A 19,565-nucleotide genomic window follows, 5' to 3' on the forward strand; every position below is an offset into this window, starting at 1 on the left:
GTTCACCGTCGACGTCTCCGGCGCCAATGGTGCGGTTGCGGTGTCGAACGCGCACGGCACGGTGACCGGTGCTGCCGGTGGTGTGCTGCTGCGCCCCTACGCACGGTTGATCTCGTCGGCGGGTGACAGCGTCACCACCTACGGCGAACCCTGGAACATGAACTAACGCAACTCCTTTCAGCTGAGAAGCGGCCTCTGACTTCGGTCAGGGGCCGCTTCTTCGTGTTCTGCACCCCTGCACTTCTCGATCATGCGAGCCCCACCTGTGACCAGCTTGGCAACTGGTTACCAAACAGCTTGGCGGGCAAGCATTCCGACGTGCCGCTGGTTAATTTCATGTCCTCGACGAGGAGAACCTTCGTGAAATGTCACCGTCTACGGGTTGAGGAGAGCATGAAGCTGATCATTCGGGTGCTGATGGCACTGAGCATGAGTAGTGCGGCGCTGCTCGTCAGCGCCGCGACATCGCACGCAGGGCTGGACAACCAGCTCAGCCTCGTCGACGGCAAGGGTCGCACCCTGACCATCCAACAGTGGGACACGTTCCTCAATGGTGTGTTCCCCCTTGACCGCAACCGTCTGACCCGGGAGTGGTTCCACTCGGGCAAGGCGGTCTACACCGTGGTCGGCGACGGCGCCAAGGACTTCGCGGGCACCCTGGAACTGGGTTACCAGATCGGGTTCCCGTGGTCGCTGGGTGTGGGCATCAACTTCAGCTACACCACCCCGAACATCGCGCTCGATCAGCAGGACATCATCGGTACGGCGAAGGGTCCGATCGATCTGTTCCCGCCGATCTCGACGCCGCCGCTGCTGCCGGGCGTCTCGATCTCGGCGGATCTGGGCAACGGTCCGGGTATCCAGGAGGTCGCGACGTTCTCCGTCGACGTCTCCGGTGACCACGGCGCGGTGGCGGTGTCGAACGCGCACGGCACGGTGACCGGTGCTGCCGGCGGTGTGCTGTTACGGCCGTACGCGCGGCTGATTTCCAAGGACGGAGACAGCGTCACCACCTACGGAGAACCCTGGAACATGAACTGACCTCACACGTTCCCACTCCCAGGAGCGGCTCCTGACTTCGGTCAGGGGCCGCTTCCTGTGACGGAGCTGGCAATTGGATGCCAAACAGCTTGGCCGGCAAGCGCTCCAGCTGGCTGCTGGTTATTTTCGTCTCCTCAAAGATGAGAAATTTTCCAATAAATCACCGTCTACGGGCTGAGGAGAGCATGAAGCTGATCATTCGGGTGTTGGTTGCACTGAGCATGAGCGTCGCGGCGCTGCTCGTCAGCACTGGCACTTCACACGCAGGGCTGGACAACGAACTGAGCCTCGTGGACGGCAAGGGTCGCACCTTGACGATCCAGCAGTGGGACACGTTCCTCAATGGTGTGTTCCCCCTTGACCGCAACCGTCTGACCCGGGAGTGGTTCCACTCGGGCAAGGCGGTCTACACCGTGGTCGGCGACGGTGCCAAGGACTTCGAGGGCACCCTGGAACTGGGTTACCAGATCGGCTTCCCGTGGTCGCTGGGTGTGGGCATCAACTTCAGCTACACCACCCCCAACATCGCCTTGGACGCGCAGGATGTCATCGGCACCTCGGCCGGAGCGATCGATCTGTTCCCGCCGATCTCGACTCCGCCCCTGCTGCCGGGCGTCTCGATCTCGGCGGATCTGGGCAACGGTCCGGGTATCCAGGAGGTCGCGACGTTCTCCGTCGACGTCTCCGGTGACCACGGCGCGGTGGCGGTGTCGAACGCGCACGGCACGGTGACCGGTGCTGCCGGCGGTGTGCTGTTGCGGCCGTACGCGCGGCTGATTTCCAAGGACGGAGACAGCGTCACCACCTACGGAGAACCGTGGAACATGAACTGAGAGTTGTACCCACTTCGGTGGCGGAAAACTCAAGGTGAAGAAGATGATTCTGAACATCGCGCTACGTGCGCACGACGCGATCAACACTGGTAATCTGAGCCGACATAGCTTCAACCAGTTCAGAGAGAAGGGACGGCCGGTGGCCGAGTACGGTACTTCCGTTTCCGCGCGGTTGGCGAAGCCGATCGCAATGGGGCTGAGCGGCCTCGCCGCTGCCGCCGCACTGATGACAATCGGCGTGGGCACTGCCAGCGCCGACGACATGAGCGCCGACCCCTCGACGCCGGGTAATGGCCGCGAGGCCGACGGCGCTGTGCGTTCGCCTGACGTGTCCAATGGCTCGTCCGGCGTCTACGCCCAGGGCGAGGTTCGCACCTCCGGCTTCGGCGAGGCGCTCGCCTCGCAGGGCGGCGAGGTTCGCACCTCCAGCCGGGGTGTCCCCGGCACGAAGGCATGGGTGTTCTCCGGTGCTGCCGGTGACATCAGCGCCTGCGTGTACGACGGACCGTGGTGCGCGAACTGGATGGCGATCCCGTTCGACATCAACAACCCCTGATCGAGTTCTGCAACAAAAAGCCCCCGGTGAAGACCCGGGGGCTTTTTGTTGCGTGCTATCAGTCGCGGTCTGCGCTGGTGTGCTTCGCAGTGTCCGGGCTGGGGCCGGTACCGGGCCCGCTCACGTGCTTGCCTGCCGAACCCTCGTTCTCCCGCAGCAGGTTACGGATCTCGGTGAGCAGGCTCAGCTCCGTGTCCTGGGCCTGTTCGACTTCGCCGCGCTCGCGCAGCTTCTTGTACGGCAGCACGATCACGAAGTACACGACGGCGGCGACGAGGACGAAGTTGATCACCGCGGACAGCACCGCGTTGAAGTCGAGGAACTTGTCAGCACCCAGCGGCACCTTCAAGACCCCGTATTCGCGGTCGCCTCCCGCGCCGATACGATCGATGAGCGGCTGAATCACGTTGTCGGTGAAGGCTTTCACCAGAGCGGTGAAGGCAGTACCGATGACCACCGCCACCGACAGGTCGATCACGTTGCCGCGGGCGAGGAAATCCTTGAATCCCTTAAGCATGCTGGTCCTCTCGGTCGGATTATGCGGACTGACAGGGCACCACGTTAGTCGTTCCTGCCATTGATCGAATACTTACTGCCACCGGAATGATCCGCCTGAGCTGCGGGTTTAAGCGATCAGATCGAGTACATCGCCACAGAGCAGAGGTTTGAGATGACCAGGATCGGTATCGCCACCGCAACAGCAACCGCCCTCACCGCCGTGGCTCTGGGATTTGCCGCACCTGCGCTCGCCGCGCCGACCGCTGGCAGCGCCGAAGACACCATCAGCGAGCTGGAGGCCGCGGGCAATCGGGTCATCGTCACCCGTCAGTCCCGGGTTCCGCTCGACGAGGCGACGGTGGTCAACCTGACGACCGGTCCTGACATCTGGAAGCGCGTGTGGGACGCCAACTTCGACGATCAGCACTTGATCAGGACGGGTAACGTCATCTACCTCACCGTGAAGTAGGTCAGTGCAGGGTCACGGTGACCGTCTGCACCAGCGCCGCACCCGCGACAGTCTTTGCCGAAGCCGACGGAAGGGCAATCAGGACAACGCGATTGCCGTTCTGGGCGGTGATCCCGCCGCTCTTGGTCGACACCATCACCACGATCGCGTCAGTCGCGATGACCCGTGCCTCGGAGCCGTTGTCGGCCGCGGCGGGGGCGGCGACGATGTCGACGACATCACCCGCCCGGATCAGGTCGAGCAGGGCGGGATCCGCCAGTGGGATGGCGACGATGCGGGCGTCGGGGCCGGCAGCCGATTCGGCGAGCCGCGACCCGAGGAGCCGGACGTCGGTCAGCGCTTCACCGCGCCGGGCGGGGCCGGCCAGCATGCTTCCCGCCACGTCGTCGATCCGGGTCTGTGCGCCGTCGGGAATGGTTGCGGGACTTCGTTGTTCGAGTCGCACATCGTCGGCTGTCAGCGCTGAGCCGGGGCTCAGGTCGCGGGCGGCGACGACGACGTCGGTGCGGTCGTCGCGGGGATCGTCACGCCATGCAGCAGCGGCGGCCAGCAGAACCAGCGCACCCGCCAGTATCCGACGGGCGACCACCGTCCGCACCCAGTCGGGGCGCAGCGCCCGCGTGAGCTTGTGCAGAGCGGTGGGGTCGAGCGAGCCGGGCATGCGGCCACGCTAAGGCGACGGCGCTTATCCGTCAGGAGGTTATTGGACGCCTGTGGATAACGGTCAGCTGGACGCGGCTGCAGCAGGCGTCGACGACGACGAACTCGACGATGAACTGGCGGAGCTGCTCGTCGAGGAGTTCGAGGAGGAGCTGTCCGAGGAGCTGGACGAGCTCGACTCTGTGCTGCTGCTCTTGGCGCTGGAGCTCGTCGAGCTCTTGCCGGACTCACGGCTGTCGGTGCGGTAGAAACCGCTGCCCTTGAACACCACGCCGACCTTGCCGAACACCTTGCGCAACCGACCGTGGCACTGCGGGCACTCGGTCAGTGAATCGTCGCTGAAGGCCTGCACCACGTCGAACTTGTTGTCGCACTCGGTGCACGCATAAGAATAGGTGGGCACAGCTTCCTCCGAGGTCGTCACGCTTGTTAGCACTCTACCGACTCAAGTGCTAGAACCGCCAGCGGGTGCCTGTCATTCCCGTCGTAGTTCGACCACGCCGAGGCCGGGCGTCGCGGCGTGAGTCATCCGGACATCGTGCGGCTCGTGCGGCAGTGCGTCGAGGAGTTCCTGGTCGCGGACGACGGCCACCAACGGTGCCGTGTCGGCGGCCCGCTGCAGCGTCCGATCGTAGAAGCCGGCGCCGCGGCCCAGGCGCGCGCCGCGACGGTCAACCGCCAACGCCGGCACCAGCACTGCGCTCGCCTCGGCCACAGCCTCCGGCGGCAGATGCGGAGGTGGTGGTTCCCGCAGTCCGAACGCCGCACGGACCAACGTGCCCGCGCGGTAGGTGCCCCACTGCAGAGGTCGGGGCACGCCGTCGTCGCCCTGTCGCGCCACGGGCAGCAGGACCCGCACGCCGCGGCTGCTCAATTGGTCCAGCAGTTCCGCAGACCCGGGCTCCGACCCGACGGGAACGTAGGCGCACACGGTGGAGCCGGGGGTGACCCACGCCAGCAGGTGTCCGGTCAGCGCGGTGGCCTCGGCGGCCCGTTGCTGCGGCGTCGACGCCGCGCGTGCGGCGAGGATTGCGGCGCGTACCTGTGTTTTCGTCTGGCGCACTGAGTAGCCTTCCGCGTGCCGGGTAAGGAGGAACTACCGACCCCGAGAGGTTAGTGTGTGAACGATGAATCGGCCTGAAGTTCCCATACCGCACACTGCGGTCGTCCCCGCCGCGGGGCTGGGAACCCGTTTCCTGCCCGCCACGAAGACGGTGCCCAAAGAGTTGCTGCCGGTCGTCGACACGCCCGGTATCGAGTTGGTGGCCGCCGAGGCCGCGGAGGCAGGCGCCGAACGTCTGATCATCATCACTTCCGAGGGCAAGGACAGCGTGGTTGCCCACTTCGTCGAGGATCTGGTGCTCGAGGGCACGCTCGAGGCGCGCGGCAAGAAGACCATGCTGGAGAAGGTGCGCCGAGCGCCCGCGCTGATCAAGGTCGAGTCCGTGGTGCAGGCCGAGCCCAAAGGCCTCGGCCACGCAGTCGGTTGTGTCGAGGCCAGCCTCACGCCCGACGAAGACGCGATCGCGGTGCTTCTCCCCGATGATCTGGTACTTCCGACCGGCGTACTCGAGACCATGTCGAAGGTGCGTGCCAAGCGCGGCGGATCGGTGCTGTGCGCCATCGAGGTCGACCGTGAGGACATCAGCGCCTACGGCGTGTTCGACGTCGAGACCGTGCCCGACGCGGCGAATCCGAACGTGCTGCGGGTCAAGGGCATGGTGGAAAAGCCCAAGGCCGAGGACGCGCCGTCGCCCTATGCGGCAGCCGGCCGTTACGTGCTGGACAGGGCGATCTTCGACGCGCTGAGGCGGATTCCGCGCGGTGCGGGCGGCGAGCTCCAGCTGACCGACGCCATCGCGCTGCTGATCGAGGAGGGCCATCCGGTACACGTCGTGGTCCACCGCGGATCTCGACACGATCTGGGAAATCCCGGGGGCTACCTGAAGGCTGCGGTTGACTTTGCGTTGGAGCGAGACGACTACGGGCCCGAATTACGGCGGTGGTTGGTCGAGCGGCTGGGACTCGGGCGGGATTCGACCGAGCACTAGCGCCACCGATCACGCGCATCTTCTGCGGAGCGCGTAGGCGCTCAACAGAAGAAAGGCATGCTGTGCGTTCGGTGGAGGAGCAGCAGGCTCGGGTGGCCGCAGCCGCGGTGGCACCCCGGCCCGTACGAGTGGCGATAGCCGAGGCGCAAGGTTTGATGTGCGCCGAAGAGGTGGTCACCGAGCGGCCGCTGCCCGGGTTCGACCAGGCGGCGATCGACGGCTACGCGGTGCGCAGCGTCGACGTGCTGGGCATCGGGGGCGGGCCGGACGGCGGTGACGGTGAAGAACGTGACAACCGCGACCTCAGCCTGCCCGTCATGGGCCTGATCGAGGCCGGTTCGCGCACGCCGAGCCGGTTGCAGCCGCGCCAGGCTGCGCGCGTGCAGACAGGTGCGCCGATGCCGACGCTTGCCGACGCGGTGCTGCCGCTGCGGTGGACCGACGGCGGGGAATCCCGGGTCCGGGTGCTGCGAGGTGTGCGCTCGGGAGCCTACGTGCGCCGCACGGGTGACGACGTTCAGCCCGGCGATGTCGCTGTGCGGGCGGGGGCGATCATCGGCGCGGCTCAGGTGGGCCTTCTGGCCGCGGTGGGCCGGGAGCGTGTGCTGGTGCATCCGAGGCCGCGGTTGTCGGTGATGTCCGTGGGCGGTGAGCTCGTCGACATTTCGCGGACCCCGGGCAACGGCCAGGTCTACGACGTCAACTCCTATGCCTTGGCCGCGGCCGGACGGGATGCGGGCGCCGAGGTCAACCGCGTCGGCATCGTGCCCACCGATCCGGCGAAGCTGCGTGAGGTCGTGGAGGGGCAGCTGAGCCGATCAGAAGCGGTGGTGATCGCGGGAGCGGTCGGGGGCGCGGCCGCCGAGGGCGTGCGGTCCGTGCTGGCTCAGTTGGGCGACATGGAGGTGACGCGCATCGCGATGCACCCGGGCTCGGTGCAGGGCTTCGGTCAGCTCGGACGCGATGGCGTGCCGGTGTTCCTCTTGCCTGCCAATCCGGTCAGCGCCCTGGTGGTCTTCGAGGTGATGGTGCGACCGCTGCTGCGTCTGTCGCTGGGTAAGCGACAGCCGATGCGGCGCGTCGTGCAGGCCCGCGCGCTGTCGCCGATCACGTCGGTGGTGGGCCGCAAGGGGTACCTGCGGGGGCAGTTGATGCGCGACCAGGACACCGGCGAGTACCTGGTGCAGGCTCTCGGCGGGTCGCCCGGTGCCTCGTCGCATCTACTGGCCACGCTCGCAGAAGCAAACTGCCTGGTGGTCGTGCCCAGCGACGCCGAGCAGATCCGCACGGGCGAGATCGTCGACGTCGCGTTCCTGGCTCAGCGCGGCTGAGCTCGAACCCCACGTCCCGTGATGAACCTCCTCGGCTCCCGTTCGCAGCACCCCGGGTGGCCTCAGCCCGTGGGTCCGATCCGGGTGGCCGCGGGAACGGTGCGGTTGCGCCCCGTGCGTCTGCGCGACGCCGCGCAGTGGAGCAGGATACGGCTGACCGACCGCGACCACCTGGAGCCGTGGGAGCCGTCGACGGATATGGATTGGCAACTGCGCCATGCTGTTTCGTCGTGGCCCGCGGTGTGTTCTGGGTTGCGGGCCGAGGCGCGCAAGGGGCGGATGCTGCCCTATGTGATCGAACTCGACGGGAAGTTCGCCGGTCAGTTGACCATCGGGAACGTCACTCATGGCGCACTGCGGTCGGCATGGATCGGCTACTGGGTGGCTCGGGAGTACGTCGGGGGAGGGATCGCGACCGGCGCATTGGCGCTGGGCCTGGATCACTGCTTCGGGCCGGTGATGCTGCACCGCGTAGAAGCGACCGTACGGCCGGAGAACTCGGCGAGCCGCGCGGTTCTGGCAAAGGCGGGATTTCGAGAAGAGGGTCTGTTGAAACGCTACCTCGACGTCGACGGCGCCTGGCGGGACCACTTGCTGGTGGGGTTGACGATCGAAGAGGTCAACGGGTCGGTGACCTCCGCACTGGTGCGTGCCGGCCGCGCGTCGTGGGGCTGATCCCCGCTTTGCCCGGCCCGCTGTGGCTGATGTGACACGTGTGACGTTTGGTGCTTGTACTCAGCGAATTACAGGTGTGTAATTGTCACGGCGCGCCGCTCACGGATGCGCTGGTCGAACAGACCTAGCCTGATGGGGAAAGGAGCAGGCGCCATGCCAAGCATCCCCCAATCTCTTCTCTGGATTTCCCTTGTCGTGCTCTGGCTGTTCGTGCTGGTGCCGATGCTGATCAGCAAGCGCGACGCCGTGCGCCGAACCAGCGATGTCGCGCTGGCCACCCGAGTGCTCAACAGCGGTGCGGGTGCGCGGCTGCGTCGGCGCGGCGGGCCCGCTGCGGGACATCGCAGCGATCCGCACTGGCAACCCGCTGACGACGACGGCGAGGCGCAGGCCGATGAAGCGGCGGGTCGCGCGGTGGTGATGGTCGCCGCCGACACCCGCGAGAGCGACGAGCCCGACTACCTCGACGTCGACGTCGTGGAAGAGTCCGGCGCGCTCCCGATCGCGGAATCGGTGCCGACGGCCGACGAAGCCGACGAACCCGTCGTGAGCGCCGATGCGACGTCCGATGTCGAGGACGTCGAGGAGCTCGACGACCCCGAGGAGCTCTCGGCTGCCGATGACGACGTCCACAACGATGACGAATACGAGTACGTCGACGACTCCTCAGGTCTCGAGCCGCCCGCGGACAGCGATCTGCGCATCGCGGGTTCACGCGGCGAGTCGCGGCGTCGCCGTGAATCGGCCACCGCCGCCGCGGTGAGCGCGCGAAAGTATCGCTTCCGTGCCCGCACGCTGGCCGTGATGGCGGTCCTGATCCTCGCCAGCGCTGTGGCAGCGATCACCTGGTCGGCGTCGATGTGGTGGGCATGCGGCACCATCGCAGCGATCACGCTGCTGTACCTGGCGTATCTGCGCCGTCAGACCCGGATCGAGGAGCAGGTGCGCCGCCGCCGCGCGCAGCGGATGGCGCGGTCACGTCTCGGGGTCGAGAACACCAGCGATCAGGAGTTCGACGTCGTCCCGTCGCGGCTGCGCCGGCCCGGAGCCGCGGTCCTCGAGATCGACGACGAAGACCCGGAGTTCGAGCACCTCGAGTACGTCGCCTTCGCCCGGCATTTCGACCTGCCGCGCGCAGCGGGGCAGTAGCCCAGGCGATTTCTGCCGGTGACCGGCGGCTGGTAGCCTGCTACCGGTATCAGGGGCTATGGCGCAGTTGGTAGCGCGACTCGTTCGCATCGAGTAGGTCAGGGGTTCGATTCCCCTTAGCTCCACCACGAATTCGCAGTTCGGGTCGCGTCAGCGGCAACCTGCACCGGCCGAAGCCCTTCAACCGCCCCTGCGGCGGTTGTTCTATCTGGCCGCGCTGTCGAGCTTGCGCACCGGCGGGCCGTCTCGGGCGTAGCGAGTCCTTTCAATTGCCTCGAGGGTTTGACCCGCCACAAAAGTTGGCCGCAGCCCATCCCCAAGGGAAGTCACACACCGGGCTCGGCCAACGCAGGCATCCTGAGGTGATGGCGAATGCTGGTGAACAGACTGCCGCGGTCTATGCCCAGTTCGCCGACCGGCAAGCTCGCGGCAGTTCGCCAAGCCTGGAATCGTGGGCGCGAACAGTGGTCGAAGACCCGGAGGTCCACATTCGGTTGGCTGAACTGCCACAGAACAAGCGACAGCCAAACCTAGTGTTCGCCTGCCTGCGCTGGCACGGTGCCCGACCCGGGGACGCGGACTCCCTGCGAGACGGTGTGCTGGGCCACTGGGACCGGCTACGCACCACAATTCTGAAGCGTTCCACCCAGACCAACGAGCCCGCACGATGCGCCGTCTTGCTCCCACTCATGCATCAGATATCGGGCCCCATCGCGCTGATCGAACTCGGCGCCGCCGCTGGGCTGTGCCTCATCCCTGACCACTACAGTTATCGCTACTCCGACGGCACCGTCGTCCACCCAGCCACTGGCCCATCGCCAGTCGTCATCGGTTGCCAGATCACCGCCGGCACCCTGCCGCCTCAGCTCGCCACCCCCGACATCGTGTGGAGAGCCGGATTGGACCTCAACCCACTCAATGCCTCCGACCAAGACACCGCTGCCTGGTTGACGACGCTGATCTGGCCGGAGCACGACGATCGACGTACCCGGCTGCTGGCAGCACTGAACGTGGCCGCGAGCGTGTCCATCCGCATCGATCGTGCTGACCTACGCGACGGATTGGGCGCGCTGCTGGCAGAGGTGCCCTCCGGGGCCACCGCCGTCATCCAGCACTCCGCCACCCTGGCCTACCTCTCAGCAGAAGATCGACGTCGCACTGCCGCGATCATCGCTGACAGCGGTGCCCGCTGGATCAGCTTCGAAGGCCGCGACGTGATCGATCTCGCGGCTGATATTCCCGAATCAACCAGTCCCAGAGATCTTTTCGTCGCAGCTCTAGACCGCACGCCACTGGCCACCGCATCCGGCCACGGCGACACCATGGCATTCCTGGACGAACCGAGACCTACCACCTAACGGCGTGCCGGTCGTAGCAGCGACGACGCCGGTGGCACGGCAACACTGGGGCGGATCCCGGCCCGTCGGCCGTCGAAGGTGCAGATGAGACCGTTGATGCGGCTGTCGATCATGCCGGGCTGGTGCGTCGGCCTGCGGTGCACGTGCTGTTGATCGACGTCGACGAGCATCAGTTCGCCGTGCTTCGCGGGTTTGAGCGCACGTGGCCCACACATCTCGATCTGGCGCACCTCAGTTTCGGCCAAGATGGCCGGGAGTCTCGATGTCAGACACCTGCAGCACGACCCTCGGTCCCGCTTGACGCATCGCAACGCCTATTTCTACTATCTGCGTATGCATGCAGATAACCGAGGATGCTCTCGTCGTCTTCCGGACGACCAGGTCGACCTCGTCGTCGAGGTCTTCCGCATGCTTGCCGATGCCACACGGGTACAGGTGCTGTGGGCGCTGGGCAGTCGGGAGATGTCGGTCAACGATCTCGCCGCTCATATCGAGAAACCGGCACCGTCGGTGTCCCAGCACTTGGCGAAACTGCGCATGGCGCGGCTGGTCCGTACCCGCCGCGAAGGCACCACGATCTACTACAGCCTGGACAACGAGCACGTGCGGCAACTGGTCACCGACGCGGTCTACAACGCCGAACACGCCGGGCCCGGCGTGCCTGGTCATCACCGTGACGACTCCGAGCTCGCGGTGCTGCACTCCGACACGAACGGAGGGCAGCGGGCATGAGTCACGAACCGCACCATCATCACCACTCGCACAGCCACGATCACGGCGTGACCCTCGGCGGCGCGTTGCGTGAGATCTTCGCCCCGCACAGCCACGACGCGAGCGACAGTATTGACAGCGCGCTCGAGTCGAGCGCTGCCGGAATCCGCGCAGTGAAGATCAGCCTGCTCGTCCTCGGCGCGACAGCGCTCGCCCAGATCGGCATCGTCGCCGTCTCCGGGTCGGTGGCTCTGCTCGCCGACACAATCCACAACTTCTCCGACGCGCTGACCGCCATCCCGCTGTGGATCGCCTTCGCGTTGAGCACCAAGGCCGCGACGCGGCGCTACACCTACGGCTTCGGCCGCGCCGAGGATCTCGCCGGGCTGTTCGTCGTCGCGATGATCGCTCTGTCCGCGATCGTCGCAGGAATCGAATCGGTGAGGCGGCTGATCAACCCGGTGCCCATCGACCATGTCGGCTGGGTCGCGGTGGCCGGCCTCATCGGCTTTCTCGGTAACGAATGGGTTGCTCTGTACCGAATCCGCGTCGGGAGGAAGATCGGATCAGCAGCTCTGGTCGCTGATGGATTACACGCTCGCACAGACGGATTCACGTCACTGGCGGTGCTGCTCGGCGCCGGGGGCGCGGCGGCGGGCTTCCCGCTCGCCGACCCGATCATCGGGTTGGTGATCACGGTCGCGATCCTCGCGGTGCTGCGCACCGCGGTCCGCGACATCTTCCGCCGGCTGATGGACGGGGTCGATCCGCGGTTCGTCGACACCGCGGAGGAGGCGCTGGCGGCCGAGCCCGGTGTCACGGCGGTCCGCAGCGTGAAAATGAGGTGGATCGGGCACAGGCTTCACGCCGATGCCGAACTCGACATCGACCCGGCCGTCAGTCTCGCCGACGCGCATCGCATCGCGCACGAGGCCGAGCACACCCTCACCCATGCGGTGCCGAAGCTGTCCTCGGCGCTCGTTCACGCCTACCCGGCACGGTAGGTCTCAGGCCGTCATCGAATCCGCTTCTTGCCGAACGGGTTCCATATCCGACCTTTGGCGGGTACGGCGTCATGGCCGGCGCACCACTGGTTCGCCGGGACGCTGCGGCGCACCGAATCGACGTGGTTTCCGCAGCCTGACCACGTCGTCTTGCCGCACGTGCGGCACTGAACTGCACGACACACGGTGAGTCCTTCCTCAAGGGGAGCGTGTCTCCGAATATACCCTGTGGGGTATTCGTGGCAGCGTCCGCCAGTTCGGACGTAACCTTTTGGCCTGGGATTGCGATGCAGAGACCAGACCCCGTATTCGGCCGGCGCAAGGAAAAGACGCGATGAGACCACACCTGGTGATTCTCGCGACCGTGGTGATGGCGCTGTTCGGCGTCTCGCCCGCGATCGCCCATGCCGACGTCGACGACGGCGCCGGTTCCGGAGCTCACGTGGCGGTGCTCGCGGGAGCGCTCGACAGGCCCGAGCGGACCATGCAACAGCTGCACGGCTCGTTGTGTGCGCCCCCGAACGTCTGCGAGCCGCTCAACTACATGAACGTCGGTCTCGCCGGACCGGCCATCGGGCAGGCCAGCCTCGACGACGGTGTGGCGAGGCTCGACGGGTGGATCAGGAACACCCCGGGGCCCAAGATCGTGTTCGGGCACTCGCTGGGCTCCAACGTCATCAACCGGTGGCTGCGGCAGTTCTCGTTCGACCCGACCGCGCCGCCGCCGAGCGAGCTGCGGTTCGTCACCACCGGTTCCCCCGAACGCGCGGGCACGGGGTTCGTCTACACCGATCCGGAGGGTAAGAACCGTTGGCGGGCACCGCAGGGCTTCGGGATCCCGCCGAACACCCCGTACAGGGTCGTGGACATCTGCCGGAAGTGGGACGGCTTCTGCTACTACATCCCCGGCGACGAACGCTCGATCGACGGCCAGATGAGCAAGCGGCACACCGACTACTCGGACATCAACCTCGACGACCCGGCCAATCAGGTCACCGTCAACGGGAACATCACCGAGGTGCTGGTGCCCACGCCGGGCTTGGGCTGACCGTCTTCAGAAGGGGCTGCTGTTCTGTTGCCAGTCCGCTGAGTCGGGGCGTGCGCCGAACCGCCGGGCATAGTCCTCGTGCATCTGCGCCTGCTTCTTGCGCTTGATCACGTCGACCAGGTTCGGGTCCAGGCCGTGCACCGCCAGCCGGTGCCGCCGCCACGGCTTGTTCAGTGCCAGCGCCATCAGCACGGCCCACACGTAGATGGGTGCCGTCATCTCGAGGTGCATGTAGAGGTTGACCGGGATGAGCCAGAACGGGGCCAGGACGAAGATCGGCGGGATCGAGTAGCGGATCATGTGCCGGCGAACCGCGCCCTCGCCCGCGAGGTCCTCGGCGACCCAGCGCTGCATCGACGCCGGCAGGCGCCGGCCGTAGATGTAGGTCAGGTACTGCCACAGTGTGGGTTTCTCGGCGGACATGTCGGCTCCTCGGGTGGGGTTCATTCGTACGGGGCGCCGGCTGCCAGGGCGGCGGTGTTGACGCGGGTCAGGGTAGAGCGCAGGAGTTCGAGTTCGGCCATGTCGACGCCGAGACGGGCCACCACGGCGGCCGGGATGGCCAGCGCCCGTGTGCGCAGGGCGACTCCCTCGGCTGTGAGCTCGACGTCGGTGGCACGCTCGTCGGTCGCGCTGCGCGTGCGGGTGATCAATCCCAGCGCCTCGAGCCGCTTGAGCATCGGGGAGAGCGTCGCGGAGTCCATTTGCAATGTGGTGGCGATCTGCTTGACCGACATCGGCGCTGGGTCGTCCCCGGCTGCTCTCCGGTGGTCCCACAGGGCGAGCATCACCAGGTACTTCGGGTGTGTCAGGCCGAGAGGCTCCAGCAGGGGCCGGTAGACCGCGAGCACCGCGCGGTTGGTGACCGCCAGCGCGAAGCACACCTGCTGCTCCAAGGAGAGCGGGTCGACGTCAGCGGCGGCGGTCACCTAATCATGGTGCCCTAATAGTTAGGGCCCTAGCAACATGCCGACCGTCACATCGGAGGTGTTGCCGGGCGCGGACGGGCGCCCGTAGCCTCGAGAGATGCCCGGGGTGACTGCCGTAGAGGCCGACGACCTCGCCGGCCTCGATGTCTTCGCCGGCGTCGCAGTGACGACGTTGGTGCCGCTCGCGGAGCAGTTGCGCCCGCTGTCCGCGGCCCCCGGCCAGGTGCTCATGCAGCAGGGAGAGCTCGCCGTGAGCTTCCTGTTGATCGGCTCGGGGCACGCCGAGGTCAGTCACGCCGGCGTCGACGGCCACGACACCGTGGTGGACGTCAGTCCCGGACTCATCGTCGGCGAGATCGCGCTGCTGCGTGATGCCCCCCGCACCGCCACCGTCATCGCCACCGAGCAGCTGACCGGTTGGGTGGGTGGCCGCGAAGCCTTCGCCACGATGCTCGAGATCCCCGGCATGATGGACAAGCTGGTGCGCACGGCGCGTCAACGACTGGCCGCGTTCATCACGCCGATCCCGGTGATGATGCGCGACGGCAGTGTGTTCCATCTGCGGCCGGTGCTGCCGGGCGACAACGCGCGCACCACCGACGGACCTGTCGAGTTCTCCAGCGAGACGCTCTACCGGCGCTTCCAGTCGGTCCGCTCACCGACCAAGTCGCTGATGACCTACCTGTTCGAGGTGGACTACCTCGACCACTTCGTGTTCGTGCTGACCGAGGGCGTCGACGGGCCCGTGGTGGCCGATGCCCGATTCGTGCGCGACGAGCGACATCCCGACGAGGCCGAGATCGCCTTCATCGTCGGGGACGCCTACCAGGGCCGGGGCATCGGAACGTTCCTGATGCGCGCGATCTCGGTGGCGGCGCACGACGACGGTGTGCGCCGATTCACCGCGCGTGTACTGTCCGACAACGTGCCGATGCGAGCCATCCTCGACCGGTTCGGCGCCGTCTGGCATCGCGACGACCTGGGTGTCGTCGTCACCGAGATCGACGTGCCGAAACCGTCCGAGCTGCCCTTCGACGCCGAGCTGGTGCAGCAGATCCGCGACGTGGCGCGCCAGGTGATCAGGGCCGTCGGATGAGCCCGGCTGATCGCAAACCCGCGCTGAACAAGGACACCCGCGTGTGTATCTCGCTGTCCGGGCGCCCGAGCAACATCGGCACGCGGTTTCACAATCATCTGTACGACGTGTACGGGCTCGACTTCATCTACAAGGCGTTCACCACCACCGACATCGTCGCCGCCATCGGTGGTGTCCGGGCGCTCGGCATCCGCGGATGCTCGGTGTCGATGCCGTTCAAGGCCGACGTGCTCACGCTCGTCGACGTGGTGGAGCCCTCGGCGCAGACGCTGCAGTCGGTCAACACGATCGTCAACGACCTTTCTGCGCCGGGTGGCAGACTGACCGCATCGAACACCGATTACCTTGCCGTGCAACAACTCATCGACGACAACGGTCTCGATCCGCGGCAGTCGGTGCTGATCCGGGGCAGCGGGGGGATGGCCAGCGCGGTGGGGGCGGCGTTCGCCGACCGCGGTTTTCGAGACGGCACGATCGTCGCGCGTAATGCCGACGCCGGCCGCGCGCTGGCGGACCGGTTGGGCTACTCCCACGCATCCGACAGTGAATCCGGCGGCGCCGCAGCGCATATCGCCGACATCGTCGTCAACGTCACGCCCATCGGGATGGCCGGCGGCGCCGAAGAACACCACCTGGCGTTCGACGAGCACGCTATCCGCAACGCGCACACCGTCTTCGACGTAGTCGCGCTGCCGTCGGAGACGCCGCTCATCGCGGCCGCGCGCCGCGCCGGGGTCGCGGTGATCACCGGAGCGCAGGTGATCGCGCTGCAGGCCGCCGAGCAGTTCGAGCGCTACACCGGGGTGCGCCCGACGCCGGAGCAGATCGCGGAAGCCTCGGCGATCTCCCGGGCCTGACCAGCTAGGGCGTGATCTTCGCCTGGTCGTCGATCGCTGACGTCGCATCCATCAGCGCGTTCGCCTCGTCCGGGGTGCCCTCGGCGTTGATCTGCAACACGTAGAGGCCCTCCTGGCCGGGGATCGCCACGGTCTTCTGGGCGACCATCCGCGGCGCACCGTCCTTGGTGTAGGTCCCGCCGATGACCGTCGCGTCGAAGCCGCTGAGCTTGTTGGGCTGCCCGGCGTCGGGACCGTCGAATCCCGGCAGGGCGCGCAGTTCACCGGACGCCACCTCGAGCACCTTCGCGGGGTCGACGTTGCCGGTCAGCTTGACCACCTTGGTGATGACGGTCGCGGGGTCGGCCGCGGCGGCCGGGTCGCCGGTGAAGGCCATGGCCGAGTACGAGCCCTCGGGGGCGTTGCCGCCCATGTCCTCCCAGCCTTCGAGGGTGGGCAGCTCGATCGTCGGCGAGCCGGCATCGCCAGGCATCACCGGGGTCTCGACGATGTTGTTGTCGCGGATGTAGTCGGCGAGAGTCACGATCGGCGCGGGCGGTGTCGACGACGTGGGCGGGGCAGCCTCCGCAGACGAGGACGATGACGCCGACGACGATGTCGCCGACGACGACGCGCTGGACGCGCTGCCCGACGTGTCGTTGGAGCAGGCCGACAGTCCGACGCCGAGAGTGAGGGTGGCCAGCGCGATGAGCCCGGCCCGCGCAGTGGTGGTCATGTTGTCTCCTGTCGGCCGATGGGCAGCGCGAGCATAACCGCCAGGGCTGCCGATCGAGTCGATTGTCGCCCGGCGAGGTGGTGTCGCTCGTTCTCGCCGGCTCGCCTGCGTGGTATCAACAGCCCGTGCGGTTCGCGTCCGGCGTGGTTGCTGTGGCGATGACGGCGGTGCTGACCGCCTGCGGTTCCGCCCCCGCGCCGACCGCGGTCACACCCTCTGCGGCGAAGGCCGCGGCGTCGATCAACCCGGCGCGCATCGAACGCAGCCGAGCGACACTGCCCGACGGCTACGAGATCACCGCCTACCAGGGCCTGCCGGCACCGGTGTCGCTGTGGGGCATGCGGATGCCCGCTGTAACGGACCCGCCGCAGTGCGCCGCGCTGGGCGCCCCGTCCGCCGATCCGGCGACCACGCGGGGGTGGTCGGCCTCCGGGCCCGGGGGCATCGCGTACGCCGTGGTCGCCGGTGTGCCAGCGGGCGGGCACGCCCTGCCGCGGGACTGCGGCAGATGGACCGTGACCGCGGGTCCGACGACGGCCACCGTCGTCGGCGTGCCGGCCCCCGTCGTCGCCGACTCCGACGTCGTCGGGATGCGGACCGACGCGGTCACCGTCGTCGAGGGCGGCACCGAAACACGCTTGCATGCACAGACATTCGTCGCCGTTCTGGGGCGGCACGTGTGCCTGGTGTCGGTCGTCACCGATCCCGGCTCGCCGCAACCCGCCCTGCCGCCGGACTTCGCAGCGCACCTGCTCACCGAAACCGTGGCTGCGCTGCGCGGCTGAGCGGACTGCCCCGGGTGCAGTGGCGGCGGGTACATTGACGAGCGATGTCGTACTCGAAGTCAGTGCCCCTGCTGCTGTGCGCGGGCCTGCTGGCATCGTGCGGTGGAGGGACTTCCGAGGATTACTCCCACGCCGACATCACTCGCGTCAAAGAACTCAAAAGCGAGTTCCCCGCGCCGTTCACCGTGAAGGACGCCGGTCCCGCAGCAATCGACCCGCGCCTGCTCGGCGGCCAAAAGCTGCCTGCCGGACTGACTTTCGACCCCGCCGACTGCGGCAAGGTCGCCCAGCAGCAGACCGTTCCTGCCGACGTCAAGGGCAACATGGCCGCGCTGACCGCCGAGGGCGAGGGTGTCCGCTACGTCGTGATCGCCGTCGAGACCTCCGAGCAGGTTCCGGTGCCGACACCCAGCGACCAGTGCCGCAAGGTCACACTCGCCGGGGCGGGAATCCGCGGGCTCGTCGAAGTGGTGGATGCGCCCGACATCGACGGCGTGCAGACCGTCGGCACCCATCGAGTGCTGCAGACGATCACCGCCGAGGGGCCGCGCACCGGCGAGCTCTACAACTACGTCGCCCACTTCGGCACGTTCATCGTGATCGTCACCGCGAACCCGCTCGTGCAGGCCGATCGGCCCGTCGCGCACATCGACACCGGGCGCGCGCGCGACCTCGTCACGCAGGCCGTCTCACTCGTCAAGGGCTAGCGAACGTCGTGAGGCCGGAACTGGATGCTGATCCGGGCGCCCGTCGGCCGAGCGGTCTTGGGAATCGCGTGCTCCCACGTGCGTTGGCAGGAACCGCCCATCACCAGCAGATCGCCGTGGCCGTGGCGGATGCGCAGGGACGGCCCGCCGCCGCGCGGACGTAACGCGAACACGCGCGTCGCACCGAGGCCGACGATGGCGACCATGGTGTCGTCGGTGCGGCTGCGGCCGATGTTGTCTCCGTGCCACGCGACGCTGTCGTTGCCGTCGCGGTACAGGCAGAGGCCCGCGGTGACGAACGGTTCGCCGAGCTCGCCGGCGTACGCGTCGTTGAGCCGCCGCCGGAGCTGCTTCAGGCGCGGATGAGGCGCCGGTTCGTCGAGCAGGTGGTGGAAGCTGACGAGCCGTGGCACGTCGAGCACCCGGTCGTACATCTGCCGCCGTTCGGACCGCCACGGGATCGTCTCGCGCAGCTCGGCGAAGAGCCCGTCGTCGCTGACGCCGTCCTGCGCGAGCCAGCCGGAGCGCACCTCCAGCCACGCCCCGTTGCCGAGCTCGCGCCGGTCGGCCTGGTCGAACAGAGAGCTCTGCACCGCCTGCTCCATGGCCGCCACCTTATCGCACAGACGTTCGATCCCGCCTACAGGCGCGCGGCGCCCGGACCCTGGGCGGCGAGCATGTCGTCGGGGTTGGCGAGCGTGCACGTCTTCAACGACAGGCACCCGCACCCGATGCAGCCGGCGAGATTGTCGCGGAGCCTCTCGAGGTGCACGATGCGCTGGTCGAGATCGTCGCGCCAACCCGCGGACAGCCGTGCCCAGTCCTTGCTCGTCGGCGTGCGGTCGTTCGGCAGTGTCGCCAGCGCCTCGCGGATGCGGGCCAGCGGGATGCCGAGGCGCTGCGACATCCGGATGAACGCCACCCGGCGCAGCGTCTCCCGGGCGTAGCGGCGCTGGTTGCCGCTCGTCCGGCGACACGAGATGAGGCCCTCGCGTTCGTAGAAGTGCAGCGCCGAGACCGCCACGCCGCTGCGCACCGACATCTCACCCGGTGTGAGCTCTTGCGCCCTGGTCATAGGTAAACCCTAGTTGA

27 protein-coding genes and 1 tRNA gene are annotated in these 19,565 nt (G+C 67.4%); 18 read left to right on the top strand and 10 right to left on the bottom strand.

Annotated features, from left to right (window positions below):
- The 4 genes from ACZYYX_RS14695 to ACZYYX_RS14710 form a co-directional block, all read left to right on the top strand.
- A partial coding sequence (locus ACZYYX_RS14695) for an MspA family porin (protein ID WP_463815809.1) occupies nucleotides 1–166 on the top strand: 166 nt, incomplete at its 5' end.
- A gap of 227 nt (nucleotides 167–393) precedes the next feature.
- Entirely contained in the window at nucleotides 394–1,041 is a 648-nt protein-coding gene (locus ACZYYX_RS14700) for an MspA family porin (RefSeq protein WP_463815247.1), read from the top strand.
- Between the two features lie 185 nt (nucleotides 1,042–1,226).
- Complete coding sequence (locus ACZYYX_RS14705) at nucleotides 1,227–1,874, top strand: MspA family porin (protein WP_463815249.1); 648 nt, start codon at nucleotides 1,227–1,229, stop codon at nucleotides 1,872–1,874.
- Nucleotides 1,875–1,917: 43 nt separating this feature from the next.
- The gene (locus tag ACZYYX_RS14710) at nucleotides 1,918–2,430 is read left to right on the top strand and encodes a hypothetical protein (RefSeq protein WP_463815251.1); all 513 of its coding nucleotides are present in this window, start codon (nucleotides 1,918–1,920) and stop codon (nucleotides 2,428–2,430) included.
- Between the two features lie 58 nt (nucleotides 2,431–2,488).
- Here the strand turns inward: ACZYYX_RS14710 and mscL are convergent, their stop codons facing one another.
- Nucleotides 2,489–2,947, bottom strand: a complete 459-nt coding sequence (gene mscL / locus ACZYYX_RS14715) for a large-conductance mechanosensitive channel protein MscL (RefSeq protein ID WP_463815253.1) — start codon at nucleotides 2,945–2,947, stop codon at nucleotides 2,489–2,491.
- Between the two features lie 153 nt (nucleotides 2,948–3,100).
- Here mscL and ACZYYX_RS14720 point away from each other — a divergent pair, with 153 nt between their 5' ends.
- Nucleotides 3,101–3,397 carry a hypothetical protein gene (locus tag ACZYYX_RS14720; RefSeq protein WP_463815254.1) on the top strand — a complete coding sequence of 99 codons (297 nt, stop codon included), beginning with the start codon at nucleotides 3,101–3,103 and terminating at the stop codon, nucleotides 3,395–3,397.
- A gap of 1 nt (nucleotide 3,398) precedes the next feature.
- On the opposite strand, the gene ACZYYX_RS14725 is transcribed toward ACZYYX_RS14720, so the two are convergent.
- From ACZYYX_RS14725 to ACZYYX_RS14735, 3 genes are all read right to left on the bottom strand, one after another.
- On the bottom strand, nucleotides 3,399–4,058 hold the full coding sequence (locus tag ACZYYX_RS14725) for an SAF domain-containing protein (protein ID WP_463815255.1): 660 nt from the start codon (nucleotides 4,056–4,058) through the stop codon (nucleotides 3,399–3,401).
- A 63-nt stretch (nucleotides 4,059–4,121) separates the two neighbouring features.
- Nucleotides 4,122–4,460: an FmdB family zinc ribbon protein gene (locus tag ACZYYX_RS14730; protein WP_463815810.1), complete on the bottom strand. Its 339-nt coding sequence runs from the start codon at nucleotides 4,458–4,460 to the stop codon at nucleotides 4,122–4,124.
- 72 nt (nucleotides 4,461–4,532) lie between these two features.
- Nucleotides 4,533–5,120, bottom strand: a complete 588-nt coding sequence (locus tag ACZYYX_RS14735) for a 5-formyltetrahydrofolate cyclo-ligase (protein WP_463815256.1) — start codon at nucleotides 5,118–5,120, stop codon at nucleotides 4,533–4,535.
- 64 nt (nucleotides 5,121–5,184) lie between these two features.
- Here ACZYYX_RS14735 and ACZYYX_RS14740 point away from each other — a divergent pair, with 64 nt between their 5' ends.
- The 6 genes from ACZYYX_RS14740 to ACZYYX_RS14765 all read left to right on the top strand — a co-directional run bounded on the left by ACZYYX_RS14740 (nucleotide 5,185) and on the right by ACZYYX_RS14765 (nucleotide 10,621).
- Entirely contained in the window at nucleotides 5,185–6,108 is a 924-nt protein-coding gene (locus ACZYYX_RS14740; protein ID WP_463815257.1) for a UTP--glucose-1-phosphate uridylyltransferase, read from the top strand.
- A 62-nt stretch (nucleotides 6,109–6,170) separates the two neighbouring features.
- On the top strand, nucleotides 6,171–7,439 hold the full coding sequence (glp, locus tag ACZYYX_RS14745; protein WP_463815258.1) for a molybdotransferase-like divisome protein Glp: 1,269 nt from the start codon (nucleotides 6,171–6,173) through the stop codon (nucleotides 7,437–7,439).
- A 21-nt stretch (nucleotides 7,440–7,460) separates the two neighbouring features.
- Entirely contained in the window at nucleotides 7,461–8,114 is a 654-nt protein-coding gene (locus ACZYYX_RS14750) for a GNAT family N-acetyltransferase (RefSeq protein WP_463815259.1), read from the top strand.
- A gap of 153 nt (nucleotides 8,115–8,267) precedes the next feature.
- Nucleotides 8,268–9,263, top strand: a complete 996-nt coding sequence (gene sepX / locus ACZYYX_RS14755; protein WP_463815260.1) for a divisome protein SepX/GlpR — start codon at nucleotides 8,268–8,270, stop codon at nucleotides 9,261–9,263.
- Between the two features lie 52 nt (nucleotides 9,264–9,315).
- Nucleotides 9,316–9,391 (top strand) — tRNA-Ala (locus ACZYYX_RS14760).
- Between the two features lie 237 nt (nucleotides 9,392–9,628).
- On the top strand, nucleotides 9,629–10,621 hold the full coding sequence (locus ACZYYX_RS14765) for a DUF2332 domain-containing protein (RefSeq protein WP_463815261.1): 993 nt from the start codon (nucleotides 9,629–9,631) through the stop codon (nucleotides 10,619–10,621).
- Here the strand turns inward: ACZYYX_RS14765 and ACZYYX_RS14770 are convergent.
- Complete coding sequence (locus tag ACZYYX_RS14770; RefSeq protein ID WP_463815262.1) at nucleotides 10,618–10,866, bottom strand: hypothetical protein; 249 nt, start codon at nucleotides 10,864–10,866, stop codon at nucleotides 10,618–10,620. The genes ACZYYX_RS14765 and ACZYYX_RS14770 overlap by 4 nt on opposite strands.
- Before the next feature lie 88 nt (nucleotides 10,867–10,954).
- Between ACZYYX_RS14770 and ACZYYX_RS14775 the strand changes: the two genes are divergently transcribed.
- From ACZYYX_RS14775 to ACZYYX_RS14785, 3 genes are all read left to right on the top strand, one after another.
- On the top strand, nucleotides 10,955–11,353 hold the full coding sequence (locus tag ACZYYX_RS14775) for an ArsR/SmtB family transcription factor (RefSeq protein WP_463815263.1): 399 nt from the start codon (nucleotides 10,955–10,957) through the stop codon (nucleotides 11,351–11,353).
- Nucleotides 11,350–12,336, top strand: a complete 987-nt coding sequence (locus tag ACZYYX_RS14780; RefSeq protein ID WP_463815264.1) for a cation diffusion facilitator family transporter — start codon at nucleotides 11,350–11,352, stop codon at nucleotides 12,334–12,336. The genes ACZYYX_RS14775 and ACZYYX_RS14780 overlap by 4 nt, the downstream gene beginning before the upstream one ends.
- A gap of 334 nt (nucleotides 12,337–12,670) precedes the next feature.
- Complete coding sequence (locus ACZYYX_RS14785; RefSeq protein ID WP_463815265.1) at nucleotides 12,671–13,384, top strand: PE-PPE domain-containing protein; 714 nt, start codon at nucleotides 12,671–12,673, stop codon at nucleotides 13,382–13,384.
- A 6-nt stretch (nucleotides 13,385–13,390) separates the two neighbouring features.
- On the opposite strand, the gene ACZYYX_RS14790 is transcribed toward ACZYYX_RS14785, so the two are convergent.
- Both ACZYYX_RS14790 and ACZYYX_RS14795 read right to left on the bottom strand, forming a co-directional pair.
- On the bottom strand, nucleotides 13,391–13,807 hold the full coding sequence (locus ACZYYX_RS14790) for a DUF5313 domain-containing protein (RefSeq protein ID WP_463815266.1): 417 nt from the start codon (nucleotides 13,805–13,807) through the stop codon (nucleotides 13,391–13,393).
- 20 nt (nucleotides 13,808–13,827) lie between these two features.
- Entirely contained in the window at nucleotides 13,828–14,313 is a 486-nt protein-coding gene (locus ACZYYX_RS14795) for a MarR family winged helix-turn-helix transcriptional regulator (RefSeq protein WP_463815268.1), read from the bottom strand.
- Between the two features lie 97 nt (nucleotides 14,314–14,410).
- Between ACZYYX_RS14795 and ACZYYX_RS14800 the strand changes: the two genes are divergently transcribed.
- A complete protein-coding gene (locus ACZYYX_RS14800) occupies nucleotides 14,411–15,409 on the top strand; it encodes a GNAT family N-acetyltransferase (RefSeq protein ID WP_463815269.1) in 999 nt (332 codons plus the stop codon).
- Nucleotides 15,406–16,266, top strand: a complete 861-nt coding sequence (locus tag ACZYYX_RS14805; RefSeq protein WP_463815270.1) for a shikimate 5-dehydrogenase — start codon at nucleotides 15,406–15,408, stop codon at nucleotides 16,264–16,266. The genes ACZYYX_RS14800 and ACZYYX_RS14805 overlap by 4 nt, the downstream gene beginning before the upstream one ends.
- A 4-nt stretch (nucleotides 16,267–16,270) precedes the next feature.
- On the opposite strand, the gene lpqN is transcribed toward ACZYYX_RS14805, so the two are convergent.
- On the bottom strand, nucleotides 16,271–16,981 hold the full coding sequence (gene lpqN, locus ACZYYX_RS14810) for an envelope biogenesis lipoprotein LpqN (RefSeq protein ID WP_463815271.1): 711 nt from the start codon (nucleotides 16,979–16,981) through the stop codon (nucleotides 16,271–16,273).
- 125 nt (nucleotides 16,982–17,106) lie between these two features.
- Between lpqN and ACZYYX_RS14815 the strand changes: the two genes are divergently transcribed.
- Both ACZYYX_RS14815 and ACZYYX_RS14820 read left to right on the top strand, forming a co-directional pair.
- Nucleotides 17,107–17,766 carry a DUF5642 family protein gene (locus tag ACZYYX_RS14815; protein WP_463815272.1) on the top strand — a complete coding sequence of 220 codons (660 nt, stop codon included), beginning with the start codon at nucleotides 17,107–17,109 and terminating at the stop codon, nucleotides 17,764–17,766.
- A gap of 44 nt (nucleotides 17,767–17,810) precedes the next feature.
- Nucleotides 17,811–18,473, top strand: a complete 663-nt coding sequence (locus tag ACZYYX_RS14820) for a DUF5642 family protein (RefSeq protein ID WP_463815273.1) — start codon at nucleotides 17,811–17,813, stop codon at nucleotides 18,471–18,473.
- Here ACZYYX_RS14820 and ACZYYX_RS14825 read toward each other — a convergent pair.
- Both ACZYYX_RS14825 and soxR read right to left on the bottom strand, forming a co-directional pair.
- On the bottom strand, nucleotides 18,470–19,078 hold the full coding sequence (locus ACZYYX_RS14825) for an alpha-ketoglutarate-dependent dioxygenase AlkB (RefSeq protein WP_463815274.1): 609 nt from the start codon (nucleotides 19,076–19,078) through the stop codon (nucleotides 18,470–18,472). The genes ACZYYX_RS14820 and ACZYYX_RS14825 overlap by 4 nt on opposite strands.
- Before the next feature lie 35 nt (nucleotides 19,079–19,113).
- Nucleotides 19,114–19,548 carry a redox-sensitive transcriptional activator SoxR gene (gene soxR, locus ACZYYX_RS14830; RefSeq protein WP_335330734.1) on the bottom strand — a complete coding sequence of 145 codons (435 nt, stop codon included), beginning with the start codon at nucleotides 19,546–19,548 and terminating at the stop codon, nucleotides 19,114–19,116.
- Between the last annotated feature and the right edge of the window lie 17 nt (nucleotides 19,549–19,565).

This window comes from Mycobacterium sp. IDUB_1 (assembly GCF_055419625.1).